The organism is Leclercia adecarboxylata (assembly GCF_035787115.1).
Lineage (GTDB): Bacteria > Pseudomonadota > Gammaproteobacteria > Enterobacterales > Enterobacteriaceae > Enterobacter > Enterobacter adecarboxylatus_E.
Genome location: NZ_JALKTL010000001.1, coordinates 94,698 through 116,777, shown reverse-complemented (window position 1 = coordinate 116,777; position 22,080 = coordinate 94,698). Strand labels below are relative to the sequence as shown.

General features: G+C 56.3%; 23 protein-coding genes. 14 read left to right on the top strand and 9 right to left on the bottom strand.

What is annotated here, in order from left to right:
• Positions 1-2: 2 nt before the first annotated feature.
• From rsxA to gstA, 9 genes are all read left to right on the top strand, one after another.
• Complete coding sequence (rsxA, locus tag MXM41_RS00595) at positions 3-584, top strand: electron transport complex subunit RsxA (RefSeq protein ID WP_039029166.1); 582 nt, start codon at positions 3-5, stop codon at positions 582-584.
• On the top strand, positions 584-1,162 hold the full coding sequence (gene rsxB, locus MXM41_RS00590; protein WP_325929275.1) for an electron transport complex subunit RsxB: 579 nt from the start codon (positions 584-586) through the stop codon (positions 1,160-1,162). The genes rsxA and rsxB overlap by 1 nt, the downstream gene beginning before the upstream one ends.
• Positions 1,155-3,560 carry an electron transport complex subunit RsxC gene (gene rsxC / locus MXM41_RS00585; protein WP_325929274.1) on the top strand — a complete coding sequence of 802 codons (2,406 nt, stop codon included), beginning with the start codon at positions 1,155-1,157 and terminating at the stop codon, positions 3,558-3,560. Before rsxB ends, rsxC begins: the two co-directional genes overlap by 8 nt.
• Positions 3,561-4,613 carry an electron transport complex subunit RsxD gene (gene rsxD, locus MXM41_RS00580; RefSeq protein WP_325929273.1) on the top strand — a complete coding sequence of 351 codons (1,053 nt, stop codon included), beginning with the start codon at positions 3,561-3,563 and terminating at the stop codon, positions 4,611-4,613. It begins immediately after the preceding gene.
• Positions 4,614-4,623: 10 nt separating this feature from the next.
• The gene (rsxG, locus tag MXM41_RS00575) at positions 4,624-5,250 is read left to right on the top strand and encodes an electron transport complex subunit RsxG (RefSeq protein WP_325929272.1); all 627 of its coding nucleotides are present in this window, start codon (positions 4,624-4,626) and stop codon (positions 5,248-5,250) included.
• Complete coding sequence (locus tag MXM41_RS00570) at positions 5,247-5,933, top strand: electron transport complex subunit E (RefSeq protein ID WP_325929271.1); 687 nt, start codon at positions 5,247-5,249, stop codon at positions 5,931-5,933. Before rsxG ends, MXM41_RS00570 begins: the two co-directional genes overlap by 4 nt.
• Positions 5,930-6,565 carry an endonuclease III gene (gene nth, locus MXM41_RS00565; RefSeq protein ID WP_325929270.1) on the top strand — a complete coding sequence of 212 codons (636 nt, stop codon included), beginning with the start codon at positions 5,930-5,932 and terminating at the stop codon, positions 6,563-6,565. Before MXM41_RS00570 ends, nth begins: the two co-directional genes overlap by 4 nt.
• Before the next feature lie 614 nt (positions 6,566-7,179).
• Entirely contained in the window at positions 7,180-8,688 is a 1,509-nt protein-coding gene (dtpA, locus tag MXM41_RS00560) for a dipeptide/tripeptide permease DtpA (RefSeq protein WP_325929269.1), read from the top strand.
• A gap of 108 nt (positions 8,689-8,796) precedes the next feature.
• Entirely contained in the window at positions 8,797-9,402 is a 606-nt protein-coding gene (gene gstA, locus MXM41_RS00555) for a glutathione transferase GstA (protein WP_325929267.1), read from the top strand.
• 89 nt (positions 9,403-9,491) lie between these two features.
• On the opposite strand, the gene pdxY is transcribed toward gstA, so the two are convergent.
• From pdxY to anmK, 5 genes are all read right to left on the bottom strand, one after another.
• Positions 9,492-10,352 carry a pyridoxal kinase PdxY gene (gene pdxY / locus MXM41_RS00550; RefSeq protein ID WP_325929266.1) on the bottom strand — a complete coding sequence of 287 codons (861 nt, stop codon included), beginning with the start codon at positions 10,350-10,352 and terminating at the stop codon, positions 9,492-9,494.
• Between the two features lie 63 nt (positions 10,353-10,415).
• A complete protein-coding gene (gene tyrS / locus MXM41_RS00545; RefSeq protein WP_325929265.1) occupies positions 10,416-11,690 on the bottom strand; it encodes a tyrosine--tRNA ligase in 1,275 nt (424 codons plus the stop codon).
• A 126-nt stretch (positions 11,691-11,816) separates the two neighbouring features.
• Entirely contained in the window at positions 11,817-12,473 is a 657-nt protein-coding gene (gene pdxH, locus MXM41_RS00540) for a pyridoxamine 5'-phosphate oxidase (RefSeq protein ID WP_325929264.1), read from the bottom strand.
• A 57-nt stretch (positions 12,474-12,530) separates the two neighbouring features.
• The gene (mliC, locus tag MXM41_RS00535) at positions 12,531-12,854 is read right to left on the bottom strand and encodes a C-type lysozyme inhibitor (protein ID WP_325929263.1); all 324 of its coding nucleotides are present in this window, start codon (positions 12,852-12,854) and stop codon (positions 12,531-12,533) included.
• 96 nt (positions 12,855-12,950) lie between these two features.
• Positions 12,951-14,075: an anhydro-N-acetylmuramic acid kinase gene (anmK, locus tag MXM41_RS00530; protein WP_325929262.1), complete on the bottom strand. Its 1,125-nt coding sequence runs from the start codon at positions 14,073-14,075 to the stop codon at positions 12,951-12,953.
• A 286-nt stretch (positions 14,076-14,361) separates the two neighbouring features.
• Between anmK and slyB the strand changes: the two genes are divergently transcribed.
• Positions 14,362-14,829 (top strand): outer membrane lipoprotein SlyB, encoded by a 468-nt coding sequence (gene slyB / locus MXM41_RS00525; RefSeq protein WP_325929261.1) that lies wholly within the window; start codon positions 14,362-14,364, stop codon positions 14,827-14,829.
• 186 nt (positions 14,830-15,015) lie between these two features.
• Positions 15,016-16,374 (top strand): GGDEF domain-containing protein, encoded by a 1,359-nt coding sequence (locus MXM41_RS00520; protein ID WP_325930808.1) that lies wholly within the window; start codon positions 15,016-15,018, stop codon positions 16,372-16,374.
• A 36-nt stretch (positions 16,375-16,410) separates the two neighbouring features.
• Here the strand turns inward: MXM41_RS00520 and slyA are convergent, their stop codons facing one another.
• Positions 16,411-16,851, bottom strand: a complete 441-nt coding sequence (slyA, locus tag MXM41_RS00515; RefSeq protein WP_325929260.1) for a transcriptional regulator SlyA — start codon at positions 16,849-16,851, stop codon at positions 16,411-16,413.
• 187 nt (positions 16,852-17,038) lie between these two features.
• Between slyA and MXM41_RS00510 the strand changes: the two genes are divergently transcribed.
• Genes MXM41_RS00510 through MXM41_RS00500 form a run of 3 tightly spaced genes read left to right on the top strand, consistent with a single transcriptional unit; the run spans position 17,039 to position 20,171 of the window.
• On the top strand, positions 17,039-17,275 hold the full coding sequence (locus MXM41_RS00510) for a DUF1656 domain-containing protein (protein ID WP_325929259.1): 237 nt from the start codon (positions 17,039-17,041) through the stop codon (positions 17,273-17,275).
• A 2-nt stretch (positions 17,276-17,277) separates the two neighbouring features.
• The gene (locus MXM41_RS00505; RefSeq protein ID WP_325929257.1) at positions 17,278-18,141 is read left to right on the top strand and encodes an HlyD family secretion protein; all 864 of its coding nucleotides are present in this window, start codon (positions 17,278-17,280) and stop codon (positions 18,139-18,141) included.
• On the top strand, positions 18,138-20,171 hold the full coding sequence (locus tag MXM41_RS00500) for an FUSC family protein (RefSeq protein ID WP_325929255.1): 2,034 nt from the start codon (positions 18,138-18,140) through the stop codon (positions 20,169-20,171). Before MXM41_RS00505 ends, MXM41_RS00500 begins: the two co-directional genes overlap by 4 nt.
• Here the strand turns inward: MXM41_RS00500 and sodC are convergent.
• From sodC to MXM41_RS00485, 3 genes are all read right to left on the bottom strand, one after another.
• Entirely contained in the window at positions 20,150-20,668 is a 519-nt protein-coding gene (gene sodC, locus MXM41_RS00495) for a superoxide dismutase [Cu-Zn] SodC (RefSeq protein WP_325929254.1), read from the bottom strand. The two genes, MXM41_RS00500 and sodC, sit on opposite strands and share 22 nt — an antisense overlap.
• Positions 20,669-20,748: 80 nt before the next feature.
• Positions 20,749-21,645: an aldo/keto reductase family oxidoreductase gene (locus tag MXM41_RS00490; protein WP_325929253.1), complete on the bottom strand. Its 897-nt coding sequence runs from the start codon at positions 21,643-21,645 to the stop codon at positions 20,749-20,751.
• 49 nt (positions 21,646-21,694) lie between these two features.
• Complete coding sequence (locus MXM41_RS00485; protein WP_325929252.1) at positions 21,695-21,934, bottom strand: DUF1289 domain-containing protein; 240 nt, start codon at positions 21,932-21,934, stop codon at positions 21,695-21,697.
• Positions 21,935-22,080: the final 146 nt, after the last annotated feature.

Here is a 22,080-nt window from a genome sequence, read left to right as displayed (position 1 = left end):
TAATGACCGATTACTTACTGCTCTTTGTCGGCACGGTGCTGGTAAACAACTTCGTACTCGTGAAGTTCCTCGGCCTGTGCCCGTTTATGGGCGTATCTAAAAAGCTGGAAACGGCGATGGGGATGGGACTGGCGACCACCTTCGTGCTGACCCTCGCCTCGATCTGCGCCTGGTGGGTTGATACCTGGATCCTGATCCCCCTCGGTCTGACCTATCTGCGCACCCTGGCCTTTATTCTTGTTATTGCTGTGGTGGTGCAGTTCACCGAAATGGTGGTGCGTAAAACCAGCCCGGCGTTATACCGCCTGCTCGGTATCTTCCTGCCGCTGATCACCACCAACTGTGCGGTACTCGGCGTGGCGCTGCTCAACATTAACCTTGGGCACAATTTTCTGCAGTCGGCGCTGTACGGTTTTTCCGCCGCGGTCGGCTTCTCGCTGGTGATGGTGCTGTTTGCGGCGATCCGTGAACGCCTGGTCGCAGCAGATATTCCGGCACCGTTTCGCGGTAACGCCATCGCGCTGGTTACCGCCGGTCTTATGTCTCTGGCCTTTATGGGCTTTAGTGGTCTGGTGAAGTTGTAATGAATGCAATCTGGATTGCCATCGCTGCCCTCGGTATCCTGGGGTTGCTGTTTGGCATCATTCTCGGGTATGCCTCGCGCCGCTTCGCGGTGGAGGACGATCCGGTTGTCGAAAAAATTGATGAGCTGCTGCCGCAAAGCCAGTGCGGGCAGTGCGGCTACCCTGGCTGTCGCCCGTACGCAGAGGCCGTGGGCAACGGCGGTGAGAAGATTAACCGCTGCGCGCCAGGCGGCGAAGCGGTCATGCTGAAGATAGCCGACCTGCTGAACGTTGAACCGCAGCCGGTCGACGGTGACGAAAGCGCGCAGGAGCCCGTGCGCATGCTGGCGGTGATTGATGAACCCAACTGCATCGGCTGCACTAAATGTATTCAGGCCTGCCCGGTAGATGCCATCGTCGGCGCCACGCGCGCCATGCACACCGTGATGGAAGACCTGTGTACCGGCTGTAACCTCTGCGTCGCCCCCTGCCCGACCCAGTGCATTGAGTTACGCCCGGTAGCCACCACGACCGACAGCTGGAAATGGGATCTTCAGACCATTCCGGTGCGCATTATTCCTGTGGAACAACATGCTTAAGTTATTTTCTGCTTTCAGAAAAGAGAAGATTTGGGATTTCGACGGCGGTATTCATCCGCCGGAGATGAAAACCCAGTCCAGCGGTACGCCGCTGCGCCAGATCCCGCTGGCCAACCGTTTTATTATCCCTCTCAAACAGCATATTGGTGCTGAGGGTGAACTGTGCGTCAAACCTGGCGATACCGTGTTACGCGGCCAGCCGCTGACCTTCGGACGCGGGCGTATGCTGCCGGTACATGCTCCGACCTCCGGCACCGTGGTGGCGATTGCCCCGCATACGGTGGCCCACCCTTCCGCGCTCTCTGAGCTGTGCGTGATCATCGAAGCCGATGGCGAAGATCGCTGGATTGAGCGCGACGGCTGGAGCGACTACCGTAGTCACAGTCGCGAAGCGCTGATCGAACGCATCCACCAGTCTGGCGTTGCCGGTCTGGGCGGCGCGGGCTTCCCGACTGGCAACAAACTGCTGGGCGGCGGCGACAGGATCAAGACCCTGATTATCAACGCCGCCGAGTGCGAGCCGTACATTACCGCCGACGATCGACTGATGCAGGACTGCGCCGCGCAAATCATTGAGGGGATTCGCATCCTCGCGCACATTCTGCAGCCGCAGGAGGTGCTGATCGGCGTTGAAGATAATAAACCCCAGGCCATCTCCATGCTGCGCGCGGTGCTGGCGGGTAGCCATGATATCAGCCTGCGCGTGATCCCTACCAAATATCCTTCCGGTGGTGCGAAGCAGCTGACCCAGATCTTAACCGGCAAGCAGGTTCCCCACGGCGGTCGTTCATCTGATATTGGCGTGCTAATGCAGAACGTCGGCACAGCCTATGCCGTGAAACGTGCGGTTATTGACGGCGAGCCGCTTACCGAGCGCGTCGTCACTCTCACCGGGGAAGGCGTTAATCGTCCTGGCAACGTCTGGGCGCGTCTGGGCACGCCTGTCCGTCATCTGCTGGACCAGGCCGGGTTCTGCCCGAGCGCTGAACAGATGGTCATCATGGGCGGGCCGCTGATGGGCTTTACCCTGCCGTGGCTGGATGTCCCGGTGGTGAAAATTACCAACTGTCTGCTGGCGCCGTCCGTCAGCGAGATGGGCGAAGCGCAGGAAGAAAAAGGCTGTATTCGCTGCAGCGCCTGCGCTGACGCCTGCCCGGCCGATCTGCTACCTCAGCAGCTCTACTGGTACAGCAAAGGGCAGATCCACGATAAAGCGAAATCCCATAACCTGGCCGACTGCATTGAATGCGGGGCCTGCGCCTGGGTCTGCCCGAGCAACATCCCGCTGGTGCAATATTTCCGCGTCGAGAAAGCCGAAATTTATGCCATCGCGCAGGAAGAAAAACGTGCGGCTGACGCCAAAGCGCGTTTTGAAGCGCGCCAGCAGCGCCTGGAGCGCGAGAAAGCCGCCCGCGAGGAGCGTCACAAGAAGGCTGCGGTTCAGCCTGCGGCAAAAGATCAGGATGCAATTAACGCAGCTCTGGCGCGCGTGCGCGAGAAGAAAGCGACCGCGACTGAAGAGGTTGTGATCCCGGCTGGTCAGCGCCCGGATAACAGCGAGGTGATTGCCGCCCGCGAAGCGCGTAAAGCAGAGGCCCGCGCCCGTCAGGCGGAAAAAGCGCAGGCAGCCGCAGCGCAGCCGGAATCCGATCCGCGTAAAGCGGCGGTTGAAGCGGCGATTGCCCGGGCCAAAGCCCGCAAAGCGGCGCCGACGGAAGAGAGCCAGCGCGAGCCAGCGCCAGTCGATCCGCGTAAAGCCGCGGTCGAAGCCGCCATTGCCCGGGCAAAAGCCCGTAAAGCGGCCCAGCCGGAAGAGAGCCAGACCGAACAACCTCCGGCGGACCCGCGTAAAGCCGCGGTTGAAGCCGCCATTGCCCGGGCAAAAGCCCGTAAAGCGGCGCCAACGGAAGAGAGCCAGGCCGAACAACCTCCGGCAGACCCGCGTAAAGCCGCGGTTGAAGCCGCCATTGCCCGGGCAAAAGCCCGTAAAGCGGCGCCAACGGAAGAGAGCCAGACCGAACAACCTCCGGCAGACCCGCGTAAAGCCGCGGTTGAAGCCGCCATTGCCCGGGCAAAAGCCCGCAAAGCGGCCCAGCCTGACGACATTCATATTGAATCGACGCCGGTCGACCCACGTAAAGCCGCGGTCGAAGCGGCGATAGCACGCGCAAAGGCCCGCAAAGCGGCGCAGCCAGAAGAAACACCGGAAGAACAGGTTCCGGTCGATCCGCGTAAAGCCGCGGTCGAAGCCGCCATTGCCCGGGCAAAAGCCCGTAAAGCGGCGCAACAGGAAGAAGAACCGGCAGCCAATGACGATCCACGCAAAGCGGCAGTGGCTGCTGCTATCGCGCGCGTTCAGGCGAAGAAAGCCGCACAGAAGGCAGTTAACGAGGATTAAATGGTTTTCAGAATCGCAAGCTCCCCTTATACCCACAACCAGCGCCAGACGTCGCGCATCATGCTGCTGGTCTGCCTGGCCGCGCTGCCGGGCATTGCCGTTCAGTTCTGGTTTTTCGGCTGGGGTACGCTGCTGCAGATTATCCTCGGCTGTGCGAGCGCGCTGGCGGCCGAAGCGCTGGTGCTCAGGCTGCGAAAAATGGCGGTGGGCAAAATTCTGGCCGACAACTCTGCCCTGCTCACCGGCCTGCTGCTGGCCATCAGTATTCCGCCATTCGCCCCCTGTTGGATGGTGGTGCTCGGCACAATGTTTGCGGTGATCATCGCCAAGCAGCTGTATGGTGGCCTGGGACACAATCCGTTTAACCCGGCGATGATCGGCTACGTGGTACTGCTGATCTCTTTCCCGGTACAGATGACCAGATGGCTGCCGCCGCATGACATTGCCGCGACGGTGCCGGGCTTTATGGATGCTGTGCAGGTAATCTTCTCTGGCCATACCGCCAGCGGCGCCGACATGACCAGCCTGCGCCTGGGCGTGGACGGCATCAGCCAGGCGACGCCGCTTGATACCTTTAAAACCTCCCTGCACGCGGGCCATAGCGTGGAGCAGATCCTGCAGTACCCGATTTACAGCGGTGTGCTGGCGGGCGCGGGCTGGCAGTGGGTCAACCTCGCTTATCTGGCGGGCGGCCTGTTTCTGCTGTGGCAGAAGGCGATCCGCTGGCATATTCCGGTGAGCTTCCTGCTGACCCTGGCGATCTGCTCCGGGCTGGGGTGGTTCTTCTCGCCGGAATCGCTGGCCTCCCCGCAGATCCATCTGCTTTCCGGCGCAACCATGCTGGGTGCCTTCTTTATTCTCACCGATCCGGTGACGGCCTCTACCACTAACCGTGGACGCCTGATTTTTGGTGCGCTGGCCGGTTTGCTGGTGTGGTTGATCCGCAGCTTTGGCGGTTATCCGGATGGCGTGGCCTTCGCCGTGCTGCTGGCGAACATCACCGTGCCGCTCATCGACTACTACACGCGTCCGCGCGTGTACGGCCATCGCTAAGGGACTCGCCATGTTAAAAACGATGCAAAAACACGGCGTGACGCTGGCACTCTTTGCCGCCGTGCTGACCGGCATGACCGCGCTGGTCAACGGGTTAACCAAATCCACCATTGATGAACAGGCGGCCCGTCAGCAAAAAGCGCTATTTGACCAGGTGATCCCGGCGGAACGCTACGACAACGATCTGCAGAAAAGCTGTTATCTTGTCCAGGCCCCGGCACTGGGCAAAGGCGTTCACCGCGTTTTTATCGCCCGTAAAGGCGATACCCCGGCAGGCGTGGTAATGGAAGCCACCGCGCCGGATGGCTACTCCGGTGCTATCCAGCTGCTGATCGGCACTGATTTCTCCGGCACCGTGCTGGGTACCCGCGTCACCCAACATCATGAAACGCCCGGGCTTGGGGATAAAATCGAAACCCGCTTAAGCGACTGGATCCTGCAGTTCGCCGGCAAAGTCATCCAGGGTATTGACGATCCGGCGTTCGCGGTGAAAAAAGATGGCGGTGATATCGATCAGTTTACCGGTGCGACCATCACCCCCCGCGCGGTGGTGAACGCGGTCAAACGTGCAGGGGTCTACGCGCAAACGCTGCCTGCGCAGCTTAATAATCTGCCCACCTGTGAGGAGCGATCATGAGCCAGGTAAAAGAGGTTTTTGTTCAGGGGCTGTGGAAAAATAACTCCGCCCTGGTACAGCTGCTGGGGATGTGTCCGCTGCTGGCCGTCACCTCCACCGCCACCAACGCGCTGGGGCTGGGTCTTGCCACTACCCTGGTGCTGACCCTGACCAATCTGTCTATCTCTGCCCTCCGCCGCTGGACGCCGTCAGAAATCCGTATTCCGATCTACGTGATGATCATCGCCTCGGTAGTGAGCGTCGTGCAGATGCTCATCAACGCCTACGCCTTCGGCCTCTATCAGTCGCTGGGGATTTTTATCCCGCTGATTGTGACCAACTGTATTGTGGTGGGCCGCGCCGAAGCCTTTGCGGTAAAAAACGATCCGCTGATTTCCGCCCTCGATGGCTTTGCCATCGGCATGGGAGCAACCGGGGCGATGTTCGTGCTGGGTTCAATGCGCGAGATCCTCGGCAATGGCACCCTGTTCGACGGCGCAGATGCGCTGCTGGGCGGATGGGCAAAAGCCCTGCGCATAGAGGTGTTCCACACCGATACGCCGTTCCTGCTGGCGATGCTGCCCCCGGGCGCGTTTATTGGTCTGGGCATGATGCTGGCGGTGAAATACCTGATTGATGAGAAACGTAAGCGCCGCGCGGCCACACGCAGTGCAGAGGAAGGGATCCCTGAGAAGGCCTCATGAACAAAGAGAAACGTTTAACCATTTTGCAGCGCCTGCGGGAGAACAACCCGCATCCAACCACCGAGCTGAATTTTACCTCCCCGTTTGAGCTGCTGATCGCGGTGCTGCTCTCCGCGCAGGCCACCGACGTGAGCGTGAATAAGGCCACCGCGAAGCTCTACCCCGTCGCCAATACGCCCCAGGCGATGCTTGAGCTGGGCGTGGAAGGGGTGAAGACGTACATCAAAACCATCGGCCTGTTTAACAGCAAAGCTGAGAACGTCATTAAGACCTGCCGGATGCTGATGGAGCTGCACGGGGGCGAGGTGCCGGAAGACCGCGCCGCGCTGGAGGCTCTGCCTGGCGTGGGCCGCAAGACGGCCAACGTCGTGCTGAACACCGCTTTTGGCTGGCCGACCATTGCGGTGGATACCCATATCTTTCGCGTCTGCAATCGCACAAATTTCGCTCCAGGCAAAAACGTGGAGCAGGTTGAAGACAAGCTGCTGAAGGTGGTTCCGGCGGAGTTTAAGGTCGATTGCCATCACTGGCTGATCCTGCACGGCCGCTATACCTGCATTGCGCGTAAACCCCGGTGTGGCTCCTGTATTATTGAAGATCTCTGTGAATTTAAAGAGAAAACCGACCACTGAAACCGTCACCCGGCGGTTTTTTATCACCTAAAGCCCTTATACTGAGCACGTCACTCTCTCCGACTCGCCTTTTGCAGTTTTTCCGGCTGTGTTAAACTTTATGCTTCGCGAATTGTATGGCTATATAACAATCAAACAGGTTAATTGTTTTTTTGTCAGCGAAATTTTCTATATAAATGTGATCGCGATCACCCTGTTCACACGCTGTTAATTTTATGTATAAAAATGGATATTAAAGCCTTATAGCATTGAGAAATACCCCCTTCATCGCCGTAGATATGTCCGGTTATTTTTAAGAATCTAGCCCATATCACTGGTTGATACCTTTTACAGCAGAACATATCGCCAACCACCCACCTTTGCCGCTGACCGATAGTGAAAAAAACCAGTTTAAACGTAACGGTAAAATTTAACGCTAAATAACATTTAGGTTTCTGGCGCATTATAGGGCAGGAGTTAAATGTAACAGACTATTACAAATGTCTTGCCAGACGGGTCAGGATAGTGAACATTACCCGCCGTTTCCCCTCCCACTATAACTATAAAGCGGATGGACTACGTTCATCACGCTATGAACACCCCCGTTAATATGGGATGTAAAAAAAGAGGTATATGTGTCTACTGCAAACAATAAACCAGCTGAAGAGAGCGTAAGTCTTAACGCTTTCAAACAACCGAAATCGTTCTATCTCATTTTCTCTATTGAGCTGTGGGAACGTTTTGGTTACTACGGTCTGCAAGGGATCATGGCCGTTTACCTGGTTAAACAACTGGGTATGTCCGAAGCCGATTCCATCACGTTGTTCTCTTCTTTCAGTGCTCTGGTATACGGTCTGGTCGCTATTGGCGGCTGGCTGGGCGATAAAGTACTGGGGACCAAGCGTGTCATCCTGCTGGGCGCCATCGTTCTGGCGATCGGTTATGGTCTGGTAGCATGGTCTGGCCACGATGCCGGTGTGGTTTATATGGGTATGGCGACCATCGCGGTCGGTAACGGTCTGTTCAAAGCGAACCCGTCTTCCCTGCTTTCTACCTGCTATAAGAAAGATGACCCGCGTCTGGACGGTGCATTCACCATGTACTACATGTCCATCAACATCGGTTCCTTCTTCTCCATGCTGGCGACGCCATGGCTGGCAGCGAAATTCGGCTGGAGCGTGGCATTTGCCCTGAGCTTTGTCGGTATGCTGATCACCGTGGTGAACTTCCTGTTCTGCCGCAACTGGGTAAAAGATTACGGTTCAAAACCTGACTTTGCCCCGGTACAGATGGGCAAACTGCTGGCAACTATCGTGGGCGTGGTGATTCTGGTGGCTGTCGCGACCTGGCTGCTGCACAACCAGGGTATCGCGCGTGCGGTACTGGGCGTGGTTGCACTGGGTATCGTCTGCATCTTCGCGAAAGAAGCATTCTCTATGCAGGGCGCGGCACGTCGTAAGATGATTGTGGCCTTCATCCTGATGGTTGAAGCGATTGTTTTCTTCGTGCTGTACAGCCAGATGCCAACGTCACTGAACTTCTTCGCGATTCGTAACGTTGAGCACTCAATCCTCGGTATCGCGTTCGAACCTGAGCAGTTCCAGGCGCTGAACCCGTTCTGGATCATGGTGGGTAGCCCGATTCTGGCCGCTATCTACAACAAGATGGGCGACCGCCTGCCAATGCCGCACAAATTTGCGGTGGGTATGGTGCTGTGCTCTGGCGCCTTCCTGGTGCTGCCGCTGGGCGCGAAATTCGCCACCGACGCGGGTATCGTCTCTGTTAACTGGCTGATCCTGAGCTACGCGCTGCAGTCTATCGGTGAGCTGATGATCTCCGGCCTGGGTCTGGCGATGGTTGCTCAGCTGGTGCCACAGCGTCTGATGGGCTTCATCATGGGTAGCTGGTTCCTGACCACTGCCGGTGCTGCCATCATCGCCGGTAAAATCGCGAACCTGATGGCCGTGCCGTCTGACGTAACCGATCCGCTGGTTTCCCTGAACGTGTACGGGGATGTATTCCTGCAGATTGGTATCGCTACCGCAGTGATCGCTGTGCTGATGCTGCTGACTGCACCAAAACTGAATCGCATGACTCAGGACGACGACATCAACGCCAACGCGAGCAAAACCGCGACCGCGTAATGTCATCGGGAAACGACTGAACGGAAGCCGCTAACTGTGCGTTAGCGGCTTTTTTTTTATTCTGTGCCGCACTACCATAGGCTAAATCAACGTAAACAGGAGTGACCGATGAAACTGTTCTATAAACCAGGCGCCTGCTCTCTTGCCTCCCACATTACGCTGCGCGAGAGCGGTAAAGATTTCACACTCAACGGTGTTGATCTGATGAAAAAGCGTCTGGAAAACGGCGATGATTTTTTCGCAGTGAATCCTAAAGGCCAGGTCCCGGCTCTGCTGCTCGATGATGGAACCCTGCTGACCGAAGGGGTTGCCATCATGCAATACCTTGCCGACAGCGTCGAGGATCGCCAGCTGCTGGCGCCTGCCGGCAGTATTGCCCGCTATAAGACCATCGAATGGATGAATTACATTGCCACCGAATTGCACAAGGGCTTTACCCCGCTGTTCCGTCCGGATACTCCGGAAGAGTACAAACCCACCGTCCGCGCCCTGCTGGAGAAAAAACTGCAGTACGTGAACGAATCGCTGAAAGATGAGCAGTGGATTTGCGGTCAGCGCTTCACCATTGCCGATGCGTATCTGTTTACTGTTCTGCGCTGGGCGCGTGCCGTGAAGCTGAACATGGAAGGGTTAAGCCATATCGACGCTTATATGGCGCGGATGGCAGAGCGTCCTGCCGTGGCGGCAGCGCTGGAAGCGGAAGGGTTAAAGTAAGAGAGCGGTTTATTGCCGGATGGCGCTGGCGCTTACCCGGCCTACAAGCTGTGTAGGCCCGGCAAGCGCAGCGCCGCCGGGCATTGATGTCAAAGCTGGGTCGCGCTGAAAACGTGCTCTGGCTTCGCGATACGATCCTGGGCGGCTACCACCTGCAATTCGTACTCCTGCATGGCCTTGGTGGCAATCATAATCTCATACACCGCCGCCGTGACGTGCTCAAGGGCATCACGCACCGTTGCGCCCTGCAGCAGTTTCACCAGCAGCAGACCACTGGTCACGTCGCCCACACCCACTGGCTGACGGCTGCCGAAATCCACCAGCGGACGGCTGATATGCCAGGCTTCATCTTTGGTTACCAATAGCATCTCAAAGCGATCCGCGCTTAACCCGGCACGGGCCAGATGTTTCACCAGCACGATCTCCGGCCCCATTGCAATCAGCTCACGGGACGCCGCAACGGCCTCCTCTACGCTGTTCACCGGATGCTCGCAGAGGATCTCCAGCTCAATCAGGTTCGGCGCGATGATATCACTGGCAGGCAGCGCATGACGCACGTGGAACTCAGCTACGCCCGGCGCCACGATACAGCCTTTTTCCGGATGGCCCATCACCGGATCGCAGAAATATTTTGCCGCCGGATTCGCCGCTTTTACCTGGCGAACGATTCCGAGAATATGCTCGCCCTGCTCTGCTGAACCCAGATAACCGCTCAGCACGGCATCGCAGGTTTTGAGTTTGTCGATATCAGCGATGCCCTGAACAATCTCCGTGAGATGAGCCGGCGGCATCACGCAACCGGTCCACTTACCGTATTGCGTGTGGTTGGAAAACTGAACGGTATTTAATGGCCAGACATTGGCCCCGAGACGACGCATCGGAAATTCAGCGGCGCTGTTGCCAGCATGCCCAAAGACAACATGGGACTGGATGGCGAGGATATTCTTCATTTTCTTACCACAACCCTGAAAAAATAAAGGGGCGTGGTTTCCCACGCCCCTGTGCTTTTATGATTATTTCCAGCAAACCAGACAGTAATTCTTTTTACCGCGACGCAGTAAGGTATAACGCCCAAACAGACGATCGCTGTCAGCGAAGATGTACTCCGCGTCAGACTGTTTTTCACCGTTGATGGTGATGGCGTTCGAGGCGATGGTTTTACGCGCCTGGCCACGGGACGGCTGGAGCTCAGAGTCAACCAGGGCCTGCATCAGATCGGCGCCTTTGTCCATCTCCACCATCGGTACGCCATCCTGCGCCAGCTGTTCGAAGTCCGCTTCGCTCAGATCGCTCAGGGTGCCGTTGAACAGGCTTGCGGTAATTCGCTTCGCAGCCGCCAGGCCCTCTTCACCGTGAACCAGCTTAGTGACTTCATCGGCCAGCACGTACTGCGCACGTGGCGCTTTACCGCTGTTCTTGTCTTCTTCTTCCAGGGCATTGATCTCTTCGATGTCCATAAAGGTGAAGAACTTCAGGAAGCGATAGACGTCAGCATCCGCAGTGTTGATCCAGAACTGGTAGAACTTGTACGGGCTGGTTTTCTTCGGATCGAGCCATACCGCGCCGCCTTCGGTTTTACCGAACTTGGTGCCGTCGGCTTTGGTGATCAGCGGAACGGTCAGACCGAAGACCTGATTCTGGTGCAGACGGCGGGTCAGATCGATACCGGAGGTGATATTCCCCCACTGATCGGAGCCACCAATCTGCAACGCAACGCCGTGCAGCTCGTTCAGACAGGCGAAGTCGTAACCCTGCAGCAGGTTGTAGGAGAACTCGGTAAAGGAGATGCCCTGATCGTCACGGTTCAGACGCTGCTTCACCGCTTCTTTGTTGATCATCTGGTTAACGGAGAAGTGCTTGCCGATATCACGCAGGAAGGTCAGCACGTTCATGCCGCCAAACCAGTCGTAGTTGTTCGCGGCAATCGCTGAGTTCTCACCACAGTCGAAGTCGAGGAATGGGGCAACCTGTTTGCGGATTTTCGCCACCCACTCCTGCACGGTGTCTGCCGTATTCAGTTTACGCTCAGCGGCTTTGAAGCTCGGGTCGCCAATCAGACCCGTTGCGCCGCCGACCAGTGCCACAGGCTTATGACCTGCCAACTGGAAGCGTTTCAGGCATAACAAAGGAACCAGATGCCCCAAATGCAAGCTGTCAGCGGTAGGATCGAAGCCGCAATAGAGCGCGATCGGGCCTTGCGCCAGTCGCTCTGCTAACGCTTCCTCGTCCGTCACCTGGGCTACCAGCCCCCGCTCTTGCAATTGTTTAATCAAGTTACTGCTTGCCATCAAATTCTCCATGTATAAAACGACTGCACCTTTGCCGGTACACGACTTTTCGCCAGACGCGAAAGGAACATAGAATAAAGCGCTGACACCCGTTGTACCAGCGCTTAAGAGAACAAATTTTGGGGATTATGGCGCCAGTCGATCGATTTTCCACGCGCCGTTATCGCGCTGGTATAGAAATCTGTCATGGAGGCGATGTTCGCCGCCCTGCCAGAACTCCATCTGCTGGACCGGGACGCGGAAACCGCCCCAGAAACTCGGTAGAGGGATTTCACCCTGCTGGAATTTCTGTTTCAGCTCCAGGAACTTGCTTTCCAGCACGCCACGGGCAGAGATGCGGCTCGACTGTTTAGAGACCCAGGCGCCAATCTGGCTGTCGCGCGGACGACTGTGGAAATACTTCACCACTTCAAGAGTAGAGAGCCGCTCAGCGGTGCCGGTGACCATCACCTGGCGCTCCAGCATATGCCACGGGAAGAGCAGACTGATGCGCGGGTTGTTTTCGAGATGCTGCGCCTTGCGGCTGCCGAGGTTGGTGTAGAACACCAGTCCTTTATCGTCATAATGCTTGAGGAGGACAATGCGCTGGAAAGGTTGACCATTTTCGTCGACGGTGGCGACCACCATCGCGGTGGGATCGGCCAGCTGTGCTTCACAGGCCTGTTTCAGCCAGTGCTCAAACAGCACCAGCGGCTCAGCGGGAAGATCCTGGCGACGCAGGCCGCCTTTAGTATATTCGCGACGCAGGTGCGCGATTTTCTGCAATTCGTCGTTATCTGACATGGCGTTAGCTGACATTGACAATGGGTGACGCTATTGTGCGCCGCCCCCTGCAAAATCTCAACGCTTCGGATTTTCGATCTGACAATTGTTCAGCACGATGCGATCGCGCTTGTATACCGTCGCACCGTCGCCTTTCGACCAGAAGACATACACGCCGTCGCTGTATCGGGTGCCGGAGGCAGAGATCCCCTGCTTCAGCGTCAACAGCTTATTGTCATACACGAAACTGACTTCCTGACGAGGATTATTGAGCTTCACGGTGAGGGGTTTTTCGTCACACTGATAGGCCAGCGTGTCGGTTTGCATGCGCTCGACGAACTGATTGTAGACGCTACAGCTCGCCAGCAGAAAGGGGGTAAAAGCAAGAAGCAGTTTTTTCATGGGTCAATTCCGAAGACTTTCCTGGTCCCGGAGGGCGCGAACGCCCTCCCGTTTTTTCGGCTATTTTCGCCCAGGGTATGCTTAAGTGAAATTCGGTTAACTCTGATTTTGCCGCGGATTCGCTGGAAAAACAGCACCTAACACGCTGGCTTCACGGGCACCGGTCACGGAGGGTAAATTCCCCGGCAGACCTGCAACCGTCCGCCACGCCAGCCAGGCGAAGGCCAGCGCCTCCATGTCATCACCGCTGATCCCCGCCTGGTCGGTGGTGGTCACTTCCGTACCCGGTAGCAGACCGGCGAGACGCGTCATCACCAGCGGGTTACGGCTGCCGCCGCCGCACACCAGCAGACGCTCGCAGCCACCGCTCAGCAGCACCTGTTCCGACACCGAAACGGCCGTAAGCTCTGCCAGCGTGGCCTGCACATCCTCAGGCGCCAGGCCCGGGAAGTTTGCCAGCTGGCGCTCAAGCCAGCCGTAGTTGAAGTATTCCCGTCCGGTACTTTTCGGCGCGGGAGCGGCAAAATAGGGATCGCACAGCATGCTTTGCAACAGTGGGATAATGACCTTGCCGCTGCAGGCCCACTGCGCGTCTTTATCGTAGGGTTTACCCGCCTGACGCCAGATCCAGGCGTCCATCAGCATATTTCCTGGCCCGGTGTCGAAGCCGCGGACCGGCTGACCGGGGATCAATAAGGAGAGGTTAGCGATACCGCCAATATTCAGCACCATGCGCCGCTCCGTCGGGTGTGCCAGCAGGGCGTGATGGAATGCGGGAACCAGCGGCGCGCCCTGCCCGCCGAGGGCCATGTCCCGGCGGCGGAAATCACCCACTACCGTCACCCCGGTTTTGGCAACGATCTGGTTGTTATCACCAATTTGCAGAGTGTGGGGGGCATTGCCGCCTGGTTCATGCCATACGGTTTGGCCATGACAGCCGATCGCCACCACATCCTGCGGGCGCAGATTCTCCTGCTGCATCAGCGCCAGTACCGCATCACCGAACAGACATCCGAGCTGCGTATCCAGCTGCCCCAGCTGCGACAGCGTCAGCTTCTGGCCCTGACAGATATTGAGGATCGCCTGTTTCGTCTCCTGGGGAATAGGCCAGCTGAGGCTTGCCTGCTGTGCAACCATATTCTCATCTATTGCCGCCAGGACAACATCCACACCATCCAGACTGGTTCCTGACATTACGCCAATGTAGCGACCCGATTTCATCCGTTTTCCTTAATCCGTTTGGGCTAATGACTCACTCCACCATAAACCAATTTTCAATGCTACGGCGGACTAATACTTTTTAACAATAGCTGGCGCTACGCATCATTCCAGGAATTATCCGTCTCTCTCACAGGGAGATGGCCTCCTTTGTATAGGCATGGTTGAGTCAGAATCGGGTACCATTCTGATTGTGTTTGAGCAAAGATAGGATTTATGGCATCCGATGCCATATAATTTAGCCATAACGGATGCTCACAGAGCGTTTTTTGGTGAACAGGAGATTCAAATGATGTTACGTGTACTGGCCGTTTCGCTTGTTGGATTTACTCTGGCTGGCTGTGTGAATGACAGCTCCCTCTCCGGCGATGTTTACAGTGCCTCTGAGGCGAAACAGGTTCAGCAAGTCACTTATGGCACCATCGTGAACACGCGCCCGGTACAGATTCAGGGTGGTGAAGATAACAACGTGATCGGCGCACTTGGCGGTGCGGTACTGGGTGGCTTCCTCGGTAATACCGTCGGTGGCGGCACAGGTCGTTCTCTGGCAACCGCGGCGGGTGCCGTAGCGGGTGGCGTTGCGGGTCAGGGCGTCCAGGGTGCGATGAATAAATCTCAGGGCGTTGAGTTAGAGATCCGCAAGGATGACGGCAGCACCATCATGGTGGTCCAGAAACAAGGCAACACACAGTTTGTCACTGGCCAACGTGTTGTTCTGGCCAGCAATGGCAGCCAGGTTACCGTCTCCCCGCGTTAATATCGTTATGGACGTGGTCGCCTGACCACGTCCATTTCTGTTAATCATCAACCATACGAATATATTTAAATAATACATTCACTGCTCTTATATTTAATTCTTATATCTCTTGTTCCTGCGCAAAGTATTTTGTCAGCGCTTATGAGACTATTCGTAAATCTTTCACCCTTAACTTTAACAAAATATATGATTGCGATAAGTCGTTATATTAACAACAAGTACGTACAGTTCTTTGTTGGCTGTTTTATTGTAATCGGAATACTGCACGCTATGTTTATCGGGCAGGTCGAAAAGATTCCGTCAGTTTCACCGCTTTTATTTCCCATGCTCACTATTTTTTTACTGGTGTTTCACCTTTTTATTGCCTGCTTCATGGCAATGAAATACTGGTGCGACAGAATGCGTTTATATCTGATAGCCTTTGCATTCGCCTTTGCAGGTTCCGCTCTGCTGATGGTGGGCACCCTTTCCTGCTACCCGGCATGGCTGGACCTGTATCAGTTCAACGTCGTTAACTATAACGACGCCATGATCTACTTTATGTTCCGTCATCTGCTGATGGCGGTGCTGTTTATTATTTCGGCACTGCTGTACGCTGTTCGCAACAAACCGTTGTCACGGATTTTCCATGTTTCAGTCATCATTGGCATGTCTCTTTATACGGCCCTGATATTAATGCTGGCGTGGTTTTATTCCAGCAATTCTGCTTTGTTAGCATTAGATCTGGTTGATAATGACACCCGCCAATACATGTTGCTGTGGAGACAGCCAATTAACATAGCGTTAATCTCGCTATGGGTTATTTCATTAGCGACTCTGATGCGTGTTACGCGAGTACGCAATGTGTTCTGGATCGGCGGTAATTTCTTATGTGTCTGTTATATCGCAACGCTTGCTATGCTGTTTTTCGGTGGACATGCGGAAGATGTTTCATGGTATCGCGCACGCTTATTTGAAGCCGTCGCCACGCTGCTGATTATTTTTGTCCTGCTGTATGACGTATTTAATCTTTATCGTGAATCGCACTTGAAGTATCAACAGTCTTATCAGAACTCCATTCGCGATCCGCTGACACGGCTTTACAACCGTAGCTATTTTTATGATGCCCTGAACCATGCCCTCCGCTCGGTAAAATCCACGGAGCCGGTCTCGGTTATCGTCAGCGACCTCGATCGTTTTAAGCGTATCAACGACTGCTACGGGCACCTGCAGGGGGATAAGGTTTTGCAGTTTGTCGCCCAACTGTTGATGGATTCGGTACGACCGCAGGACGTTGCGGCACGCATCGGGGGAGAAGAGTTTGTCCTGCTGCTTACCCATACCCCACCCGACGCGGCACGCCAGGTTGCGGAACGGATACGCTTAAAACTGAGCAGCTTTGATAAAGCCAGCTCGGACGGGCAACTTCCCGAACCCATCACCATCAGTATGGGGGTGTTTACCGCCACGTCGAAAATCAGCGCTGAAACCTGCGTCGAGCGCGCAGATAAGGCGATGTATGAGGCGAAAGAGACCGGGCGTAACCGGGTGGTGGTATTCCAGTAAAGAAAAAGCCTTGCGTTCGCAAGGCTTTTTTAAAGGTCAGTCGCGGGACTGCAACTCATTGATATTGTGCTCAAGCCGGCCAACCAGCGAGATTAACAGTTCCAGTTCAGCGGGCGTGATCCCGGAGAGGATCTCACCGCGCGTTTTGCTGATGACTGCCTCCATCTCTGTAATGATGGGGGTGGCTTTATCAGTGAGTTTAATCCGCTTGGCACGACGATCGCTGGCGCAGGTCTGGCGTGAAATCAGCCCCTTCTCTTCCAGTTGATCGAGCGTACGTACCAGTGATGGCTGCTCAATGCCAATCGCTTTTGCCAGTTGGATCTGTGACTGGTCGGGCGGCAGCTGATGAATGTTATGCAGCGTGACCCAGTGCGTCTGTGTCAATTCCAGAGGTTTCAGGCGATGGTCAATCAGAGCACGCCAGATGCGTACTAACCTGGCCAGATCAGAACCTAATGGCGATTCCAATTTCATCTCCTTATAATTAGCTTGCTAAGTTATTATACTGATTTTAGAATAGTGTGCAGCATTTATATTGCCAAAACAAATGCAATACTGCATTCAACCTTGATGCCAGTCTGATTTACACTTTATTGTGACGCCCCAGTGCGTTATGCGGCCGCACTTTCGGCCACGACCCCATTTGCAAAGGAACCGGCACGTGAAGTTCACGCTTAACGCCACGGGGTTACCGCTTCAGGATCTGATAGTCGGTGCCTCGGTTTACTTTCCTCCCCTGTTTAAAGCGGTGATGCTGGGTTTTGTTCTCTGGCTTGTCACCCACCGCTTACTGCGCGACTGGATCTACTCCGGTGAAATCTGGCACCCCATGCTGATGGATCTTTCGCTGTTTGTCCTCGCGGTATGCCTGGGCCTGGTACTGTTGATTGTCTGGTGACTATGCTTATGAAAACAATTAAATATTTTTCATCACTGCTGGTGCTGGCCCTGGCGCTCGTCGCCGGATGGTGGCTGTGGAATTATTATATGCAGTCCCCCTGGACCCGGGATGGAAAAGTGCGCGCCGAACAGGTCAGCGTGACGCCACAGGTGTCAGGCACCATTACCGCTCTGAATATTAAAGATAACCAGTTTGTGCGGGCGGGCGAAGTGCTGTTTAAGATTGATGACACGCCATTCCACATCGCGGTACTAAACGCCGAGGCTCAGCTGGCAAAAGCCCAGTCCGATCTGGCGAAAGCCAATAATGAAGCGAACCGTCGCCGCCATCTGTCAAAAAACTATATCTCTGCAGAAGATCTGGATACCGCCAATATCAACGTCAAGGCGATGCAGGCCAGCGTCGCGGTGGCCGAAGCGACGCTTAAACAGGCGCAATGGCAGCTAAACCAGACGGAGGTCAAAGCCCCGGTCGACGGCTGGGTGACAAATCTTTCGACCCGTAGGGGCGATTACGCCACCACCGGCCAGCCGGTGTTCGCCCTGGTCGACAGTCACTCATTTTACGTGGTGGGCTATTTTGAAGAGACCAAACTTCGTCATATCCGCGAGGGCGCCCCGGCCCGGATCGTGCTCTACAGCAGCTCAGAAACCCTGCAGGGACGCGTATCCAGTATCGGCCGCGCTATCTACGATCAGAGCGTGGAGACCGATTCAGGCCTGGTGCCTGACGTAAAGCCCAATATTCCCTGGGTGCGGCTGGCGCAGCGTATCCCGGTGCGTATCAGCTTCGACAAGTTGCCGTCTGATCTGACGCTGGTCTCTGGCACTACCTGTACCGTTTCCATCGGAACCGCCCGGTGAACCTGCCCGCTTTCTCCTGGCGCAAGCTGCCCTGGTTCAGGGCAACGCCAGCGCAGTGGCGTTATGCCCTGCGCAACGGGATTGCGATGTGTCTGGCCCTTACCGTCGCCTATTGTCTCAGCCTTGATGAACCCTACTGGGCGATGACCTCGGCGGCGGTGGTCAGCTTCCCGACCGTTGGGGGGGTGATCAGTAAAAGCCTGGGACGCGTGGCAGGCAGCCTGCTGGGTGCCACTGCGGCGCTGATTATCGCCGGTCACACTCTCAATGACCCTTGGCTGTTTCTGTTCAGCATGGCAGCCTGGCTGGCTGTCTGCACCTGGGCCTGCGCCCATTTCAGCAATAACGTCGCCTACGCCTTCCAGCTGGCCGGTTACACCGCGGCGATCATTGCCTTCCCGGTAATCGACATCCTCGATACCACCCAGCTGTGGGATATTGCCCAGGCTCGCGTGTGCGAAGTGATCATCGGGATCCTCAGCGGCGGCGTGATGATGATGATCCTGCCCAGCACTTCCGACGGCACAGCGCTGATCACCGCCCTGAAAACCATGCACGCACGGCTGCTGGAGCATGCCAGCCTGCTGTGGCAACCCGACAGCAACGATGCTATACGCCTGGCCCATGAGAAGGTCATCGCCCAGATCCTGACCATGAATCTGCTGCGCATTCAGGCCTTCTGGAGCCACTACCGTTTTCGCCGCCAGAATGCCCTGCTTAATTATCTTCTCCACCAGCAGCTGCGGATGACCAGCGCCATCTCAAGTCTACGCCGCATGCTGCTGAACTGGCCCAATCCACCCGCCCATACCCGGGAAGTTATCGATGAACTGTTAGCCGCGCTTGCCCGGCCAGAAACCGATTTTTATACCGTGGCGCGGATCCTTGTGCCACTCAGGCCCGGCAACCACGCGGATTACCGCCACCGGGCCTTCTGGCAGCGGCTACGCTATTTCTGCCGTCTCTATCTGCGCGGCAGCCGCTGGATATCCGCCGTCGAAACGGCCACCCCGATAACAGAATTTATTGTTCCCCGCAGCCCGGCGCTGGCCCGGCATACCGATAATATTGAAGCGGTGTGGAGCGGCTTTCGTACCTTTTGCGCCCTTAGCCTGGTAGGGGCCTGGACGATTGCCGCCCAGTGGGACGCTGGCGGGGCTGCCCTGACTCTGGCTGCCATCAGCAGCGTGCTCTATTCAGTGGCGGCCTCGCCTTTTAACTCCCTCACGCTGCTGTTGCGCACCCTGATCCTGCTCTCGCTGTTCAGCTTTGTGGTCAAATTTGGCCTGATGGTACAGATCTCTGATCTCTGGCTGTTTCTGCTGTTTCTGTTCCCGCTGCTGACCACCATGCAGTTGCTAAAGCAGCAGATGCCCGCCATGGCGGGTCTGTGGGGGCAGCTTATCGTCTTTATGGGCTCCTTTATTTCGGTGACCAACCCGCCGGTGTATGACTTTGCCGATTTTCTGAATGATGACCTGGCAAAAATTCTGGGTGTCGGGCTGACGTGGCTGGCTTTTGCGGTGTTGCGACCGGGATCGGACGCACGTAAAAGTCGGCGTCACATCCGGGAGCTGCGGCGGGGATTTGTCGATCAGCTGAGCCGCAGGCCACGGCTTAGCGAGAATAGTTACGAATCACTGGTTTATCACCATGTGAATCAGCTCAATAACAGCCAGGATGCGCTCGCGCGCCGTTGGCTGCTGCGCTGGGGCGTGGTGTTGTTGAACTGTAGCCACGTGGTCTGGCAGCTGCGCGACTGGGAGACCCGCTCGGATCCGCTCTCGCGGGTGCGTGACGTTGCTGTCTCGCTGTTACGCGACATCATGAGCGAACGCGGCGTACAGCAGCGTCCGCTGGCCACCACGCTTAATGAGCTTCAGCGCATCTGTGATGCCCTGGCGCAGCACCCGCAGCCAGCCGGCCAGGAGCTCGCAGCCCTGATCTGGCGACTGCACTGCTCACTGTCTCAGCTTGAACAGGCGCCCGTACCGGGCACCTTAAACGATCAGATCACGCCGCAGGCGTAGCGCTCCCCGCCACCACCCAGGGGTTTAGGGTGATCCGACATATTATCGCCGCCAACATGGATCATCAGCGCCTTGCCTTTCACCTCATCCAGCTTTTTAAGGCGGGGGGCGACTACCGGGTCGGTGGCTTTGCCGTCGTTATTGACCACCAGCGCAGGCAGATCGCCTAAGTGGCCCATGCCCTCGGGTCCTTCATGTTTGCCGGTGTTCTGGGGATCGAGGTGTCCACCCGCGGCCTCAGCGGCGGCCGGTTTGCCCTCTTTCATGGCCGGTTCGCAAGAGCCTTTCGCGTGGACGTGATAACCGTGTTCGCCCGGTGGGAGGGCTTTAAGATCAGGTGAAAACTCCAGGCCTTTGTCGGTTTCGGTGATTTTTACCGACCCGATGGACTGGCCTATTCCCTGAGGCGTGACGAGGTTCATCTTGACTTCTTCGCTAGCGGCCTGCGCACCTGCGCACACCACCAACGTCAACACTGCCAGAGTAAATCGCTTCATATGACCTCCTTGGTTATTTTTTGCCCCTTAAGTTTATACCAGGGGCAAAGATTTAACCGGAAAGTCAGACAAATAGAGAATTACGGCACGTCGTAACCCAGCGCGGCTTTACGGATGCGGAACCACTGCTGACGCGTCATGTTCAGCTGTTCTGCCGCCAGCGCCGAACGCACGCGCTCAATTTTGCCGGAACCGATGATCGGCAGCGGCTGGGATGGCAGACGTAAAATCCACGCGTAGACTACCTGCTCAATGGTTTCGGCATTCAGCTCCTGGGCCACCTGTGCCAGCTCATCGCGCAGCGGCTGGAACGCCTCGTCGTTAAACAGACGCCCGCCGCCGAGGCATGACCACGCCATCGGGCGAATACGCAGCTGCTGAAGCTGATCGAGGGTGCCATCCAGCAGCAGCGGCTGATAGACCGGTGAAATCTCAACCTGGTTGGTGGCCAGGGTAAACGGCAGGCGCGACTGCAGAAGGGTAAACTGCGCTGGCGTAAAGTTGGATACACCAAAATGACGTACCTTGCCGCTCTGATGCAGTGTAAGGAAGGCTTCGGCAACCTCATCGGCATCCATTAGCGGATCCGGGCGATGGATCAGCAGCAGGTCCAGGTAATCGGTCGCCATATTGGTAAGGGACTGTTCTGCACTGCGGATAATGTGGTCGCGATCGGTGATGTAGTGGCCGAGCGCATGTTCTGCTTTCGCGGTGGTGGCGATACCGCATTTGGTGACGATCTCCATGCGCTCACGCAGCGCCGGAGAGAGCTTCATCGCCTCGCCAAAGGCCGCTTCACACTGGTAGCCGCCATAAATATCGGCGTGATCGACAGTGGTGATACCCAGATCCAGGTGCGCCTCAATAAAACTGACCAGCTGCTGTGCGGACATGTTCCAGTCCATCAGACGCCAGTAGCCCATGACAAAACGGGAAAACTCCGGGCCCTGTGGGGCAAGGGTAATACGCTGAACCATAGCAATTTCCTTTAAAAAAGTCTGGGGGAGAGTATACGCGTTTACGGGGCTAAAACAGTGAGGGCTGCTGGGGTTCTTCGGCTTCGGGGGACTTGTTTGCGCGCATTTTACGCAAAAGACGCTGGCGACACAGGCGCAGAATCTCCTGTTTCTGGGCATCACTCATTGACTGCCAGTTAAAGCGCTCTTCCCGGCTGCGCATACAGCCGCGACAAAATCCGCGTTCATCCGACTGGCAAATCCCCCGGCATGGGCTCTGGACAGGAAAGAACTCCAGTTGTTCAGCCACACGCACCTCCCGAAACCTAAGATTCAGTAAAGTGAAGACCTTAAGCCGGGGTTACGCAAGCGGTCAACCTCAGAATTGTGGCATTAAGGTTTCACTAATCTTCGCTCCCTATACTCGCTTCATCACGACGCTTGCGGGTTTTAATG

Coding starts and splice junctions, on each gene's coding strand:
- rsxA (WP_039029166.1), top strand. CDS start 3: ATGACCGATTACTTACTGCTCTTTGTCGGCACGGTGCTGGTAAACAAC.
- rsxB (WP_325929275.1), top strand. CDS start 584: ATGAATGCAATCTGGATTGCCATCGCTGCCCTCGGTATCCTGGGGTTG.
- rsxC (WP_325929274.1), top strand. CDS start 1,155: ATGCTTAAGTTATTTTCTGCTTTCAGAAAAGAGAAGATTTGGGATTTC.
- rsxD (WP_325929273.1), top strand. CDS start 3,561: ATGGTTTTCAGAATCGCAAGCTCCCCTTATACCCACAACCAGCGCCAG.
- rsxG (WP_325929272.1), top strand. CDS start 4,624: ATGTTAAAAACGATGCAAAAACACGGCGTGACGCTGGCACTCTTTGCC.
- MXM41_RS00570 (WP_325929271.1), top strand. CDS start 5,247: ATGAGCCAGGTAAAAGAGGTTTTTGTTCAGGGGCTGTGGAAAAATAAC.
- nth (WP_325929270.1), top strand. CDS start 5,930: ATGAACAAAGAGAAACGTTTAACCATTTTGCAGCGCCTGCGGGAGAAC.
- gstA (WP_325929267.1), top strand. CDS start 8,797: ATGAAACTGTTCTATAAACCAGGCGCCTGCTCTCTTGCCTCCCACATT.
- pdxY (WP_325929266.1), bottom strand. CDS start 10,352: ATGAAGAATATCCTCGCCATCCAGTCCCATGTTGTCTTTGGGCATGCT.
- tyrS (WP_325929265.1), bottom strand. CDS start 11,690: ATGGCAAGCAGTAACTTGATTAAACAATTGCAAGAGCGGGGGCTGGTA.
- pdxH (WP_325929264.1), bottom strand. CDS start 12,473: ATGTCAGATAACGACGAATTGCAGAAAATCGCGCACCTGCGTCGCGAA.
- mliC (WP_325929263.1), bottom strand. CDS start 12,854: ATGAAAAAACTGCTTCTTGCTTTTACCCCCTTTCTGCTGGCGAGCTGT.
- anmK (WP_325929262.1), bottom strand. CDS start 14,075: ATGAAATCGGGTCGCTACATTGGCGTAATGTCAGGAACCAGTCTGGAT.
- slyB (WP_325929261.1), top strand. CDS start 14,362: ATGATGTTACGTGTACTGGCCGTTTCGCTTGTTGGATTTACTCTGGCT.
- MXM41_RS00520 (WP_325930808.1), top strand. CDS start 15,016: ATGATTGCGATAAGTCGTTATATTAACAACAAGTACGTACAGTTCTTT.
- slyA (WP_325929260.1), bottom strand. CDS start 16,851: ATGAAATTGGAATCGCCATTAGGTTCTGATCTGGCCAGGTTAGTACGC.
- MXM41_RS00505 (WP_325929257.1), top strand. CDS start 17,278: ATGCTTATGAAAACAATTAAATATTTTTCATCACTGCTGGTGCTGGCC.
- sodC (WP_325929254.1), bottom strand. CDS start 20,668: ATGAAGCGATTTACTCTGGCAGTGTTGACGTTGGTGGTGTGCGCAGGT.
- MXM41_RS00490 (WP_325929253.1), bottom strand. CDS start 21,645: ATGGTTCAGCGTATTACCCTTGCCCCACAGGGCCCGGAGTTTTCCCGT.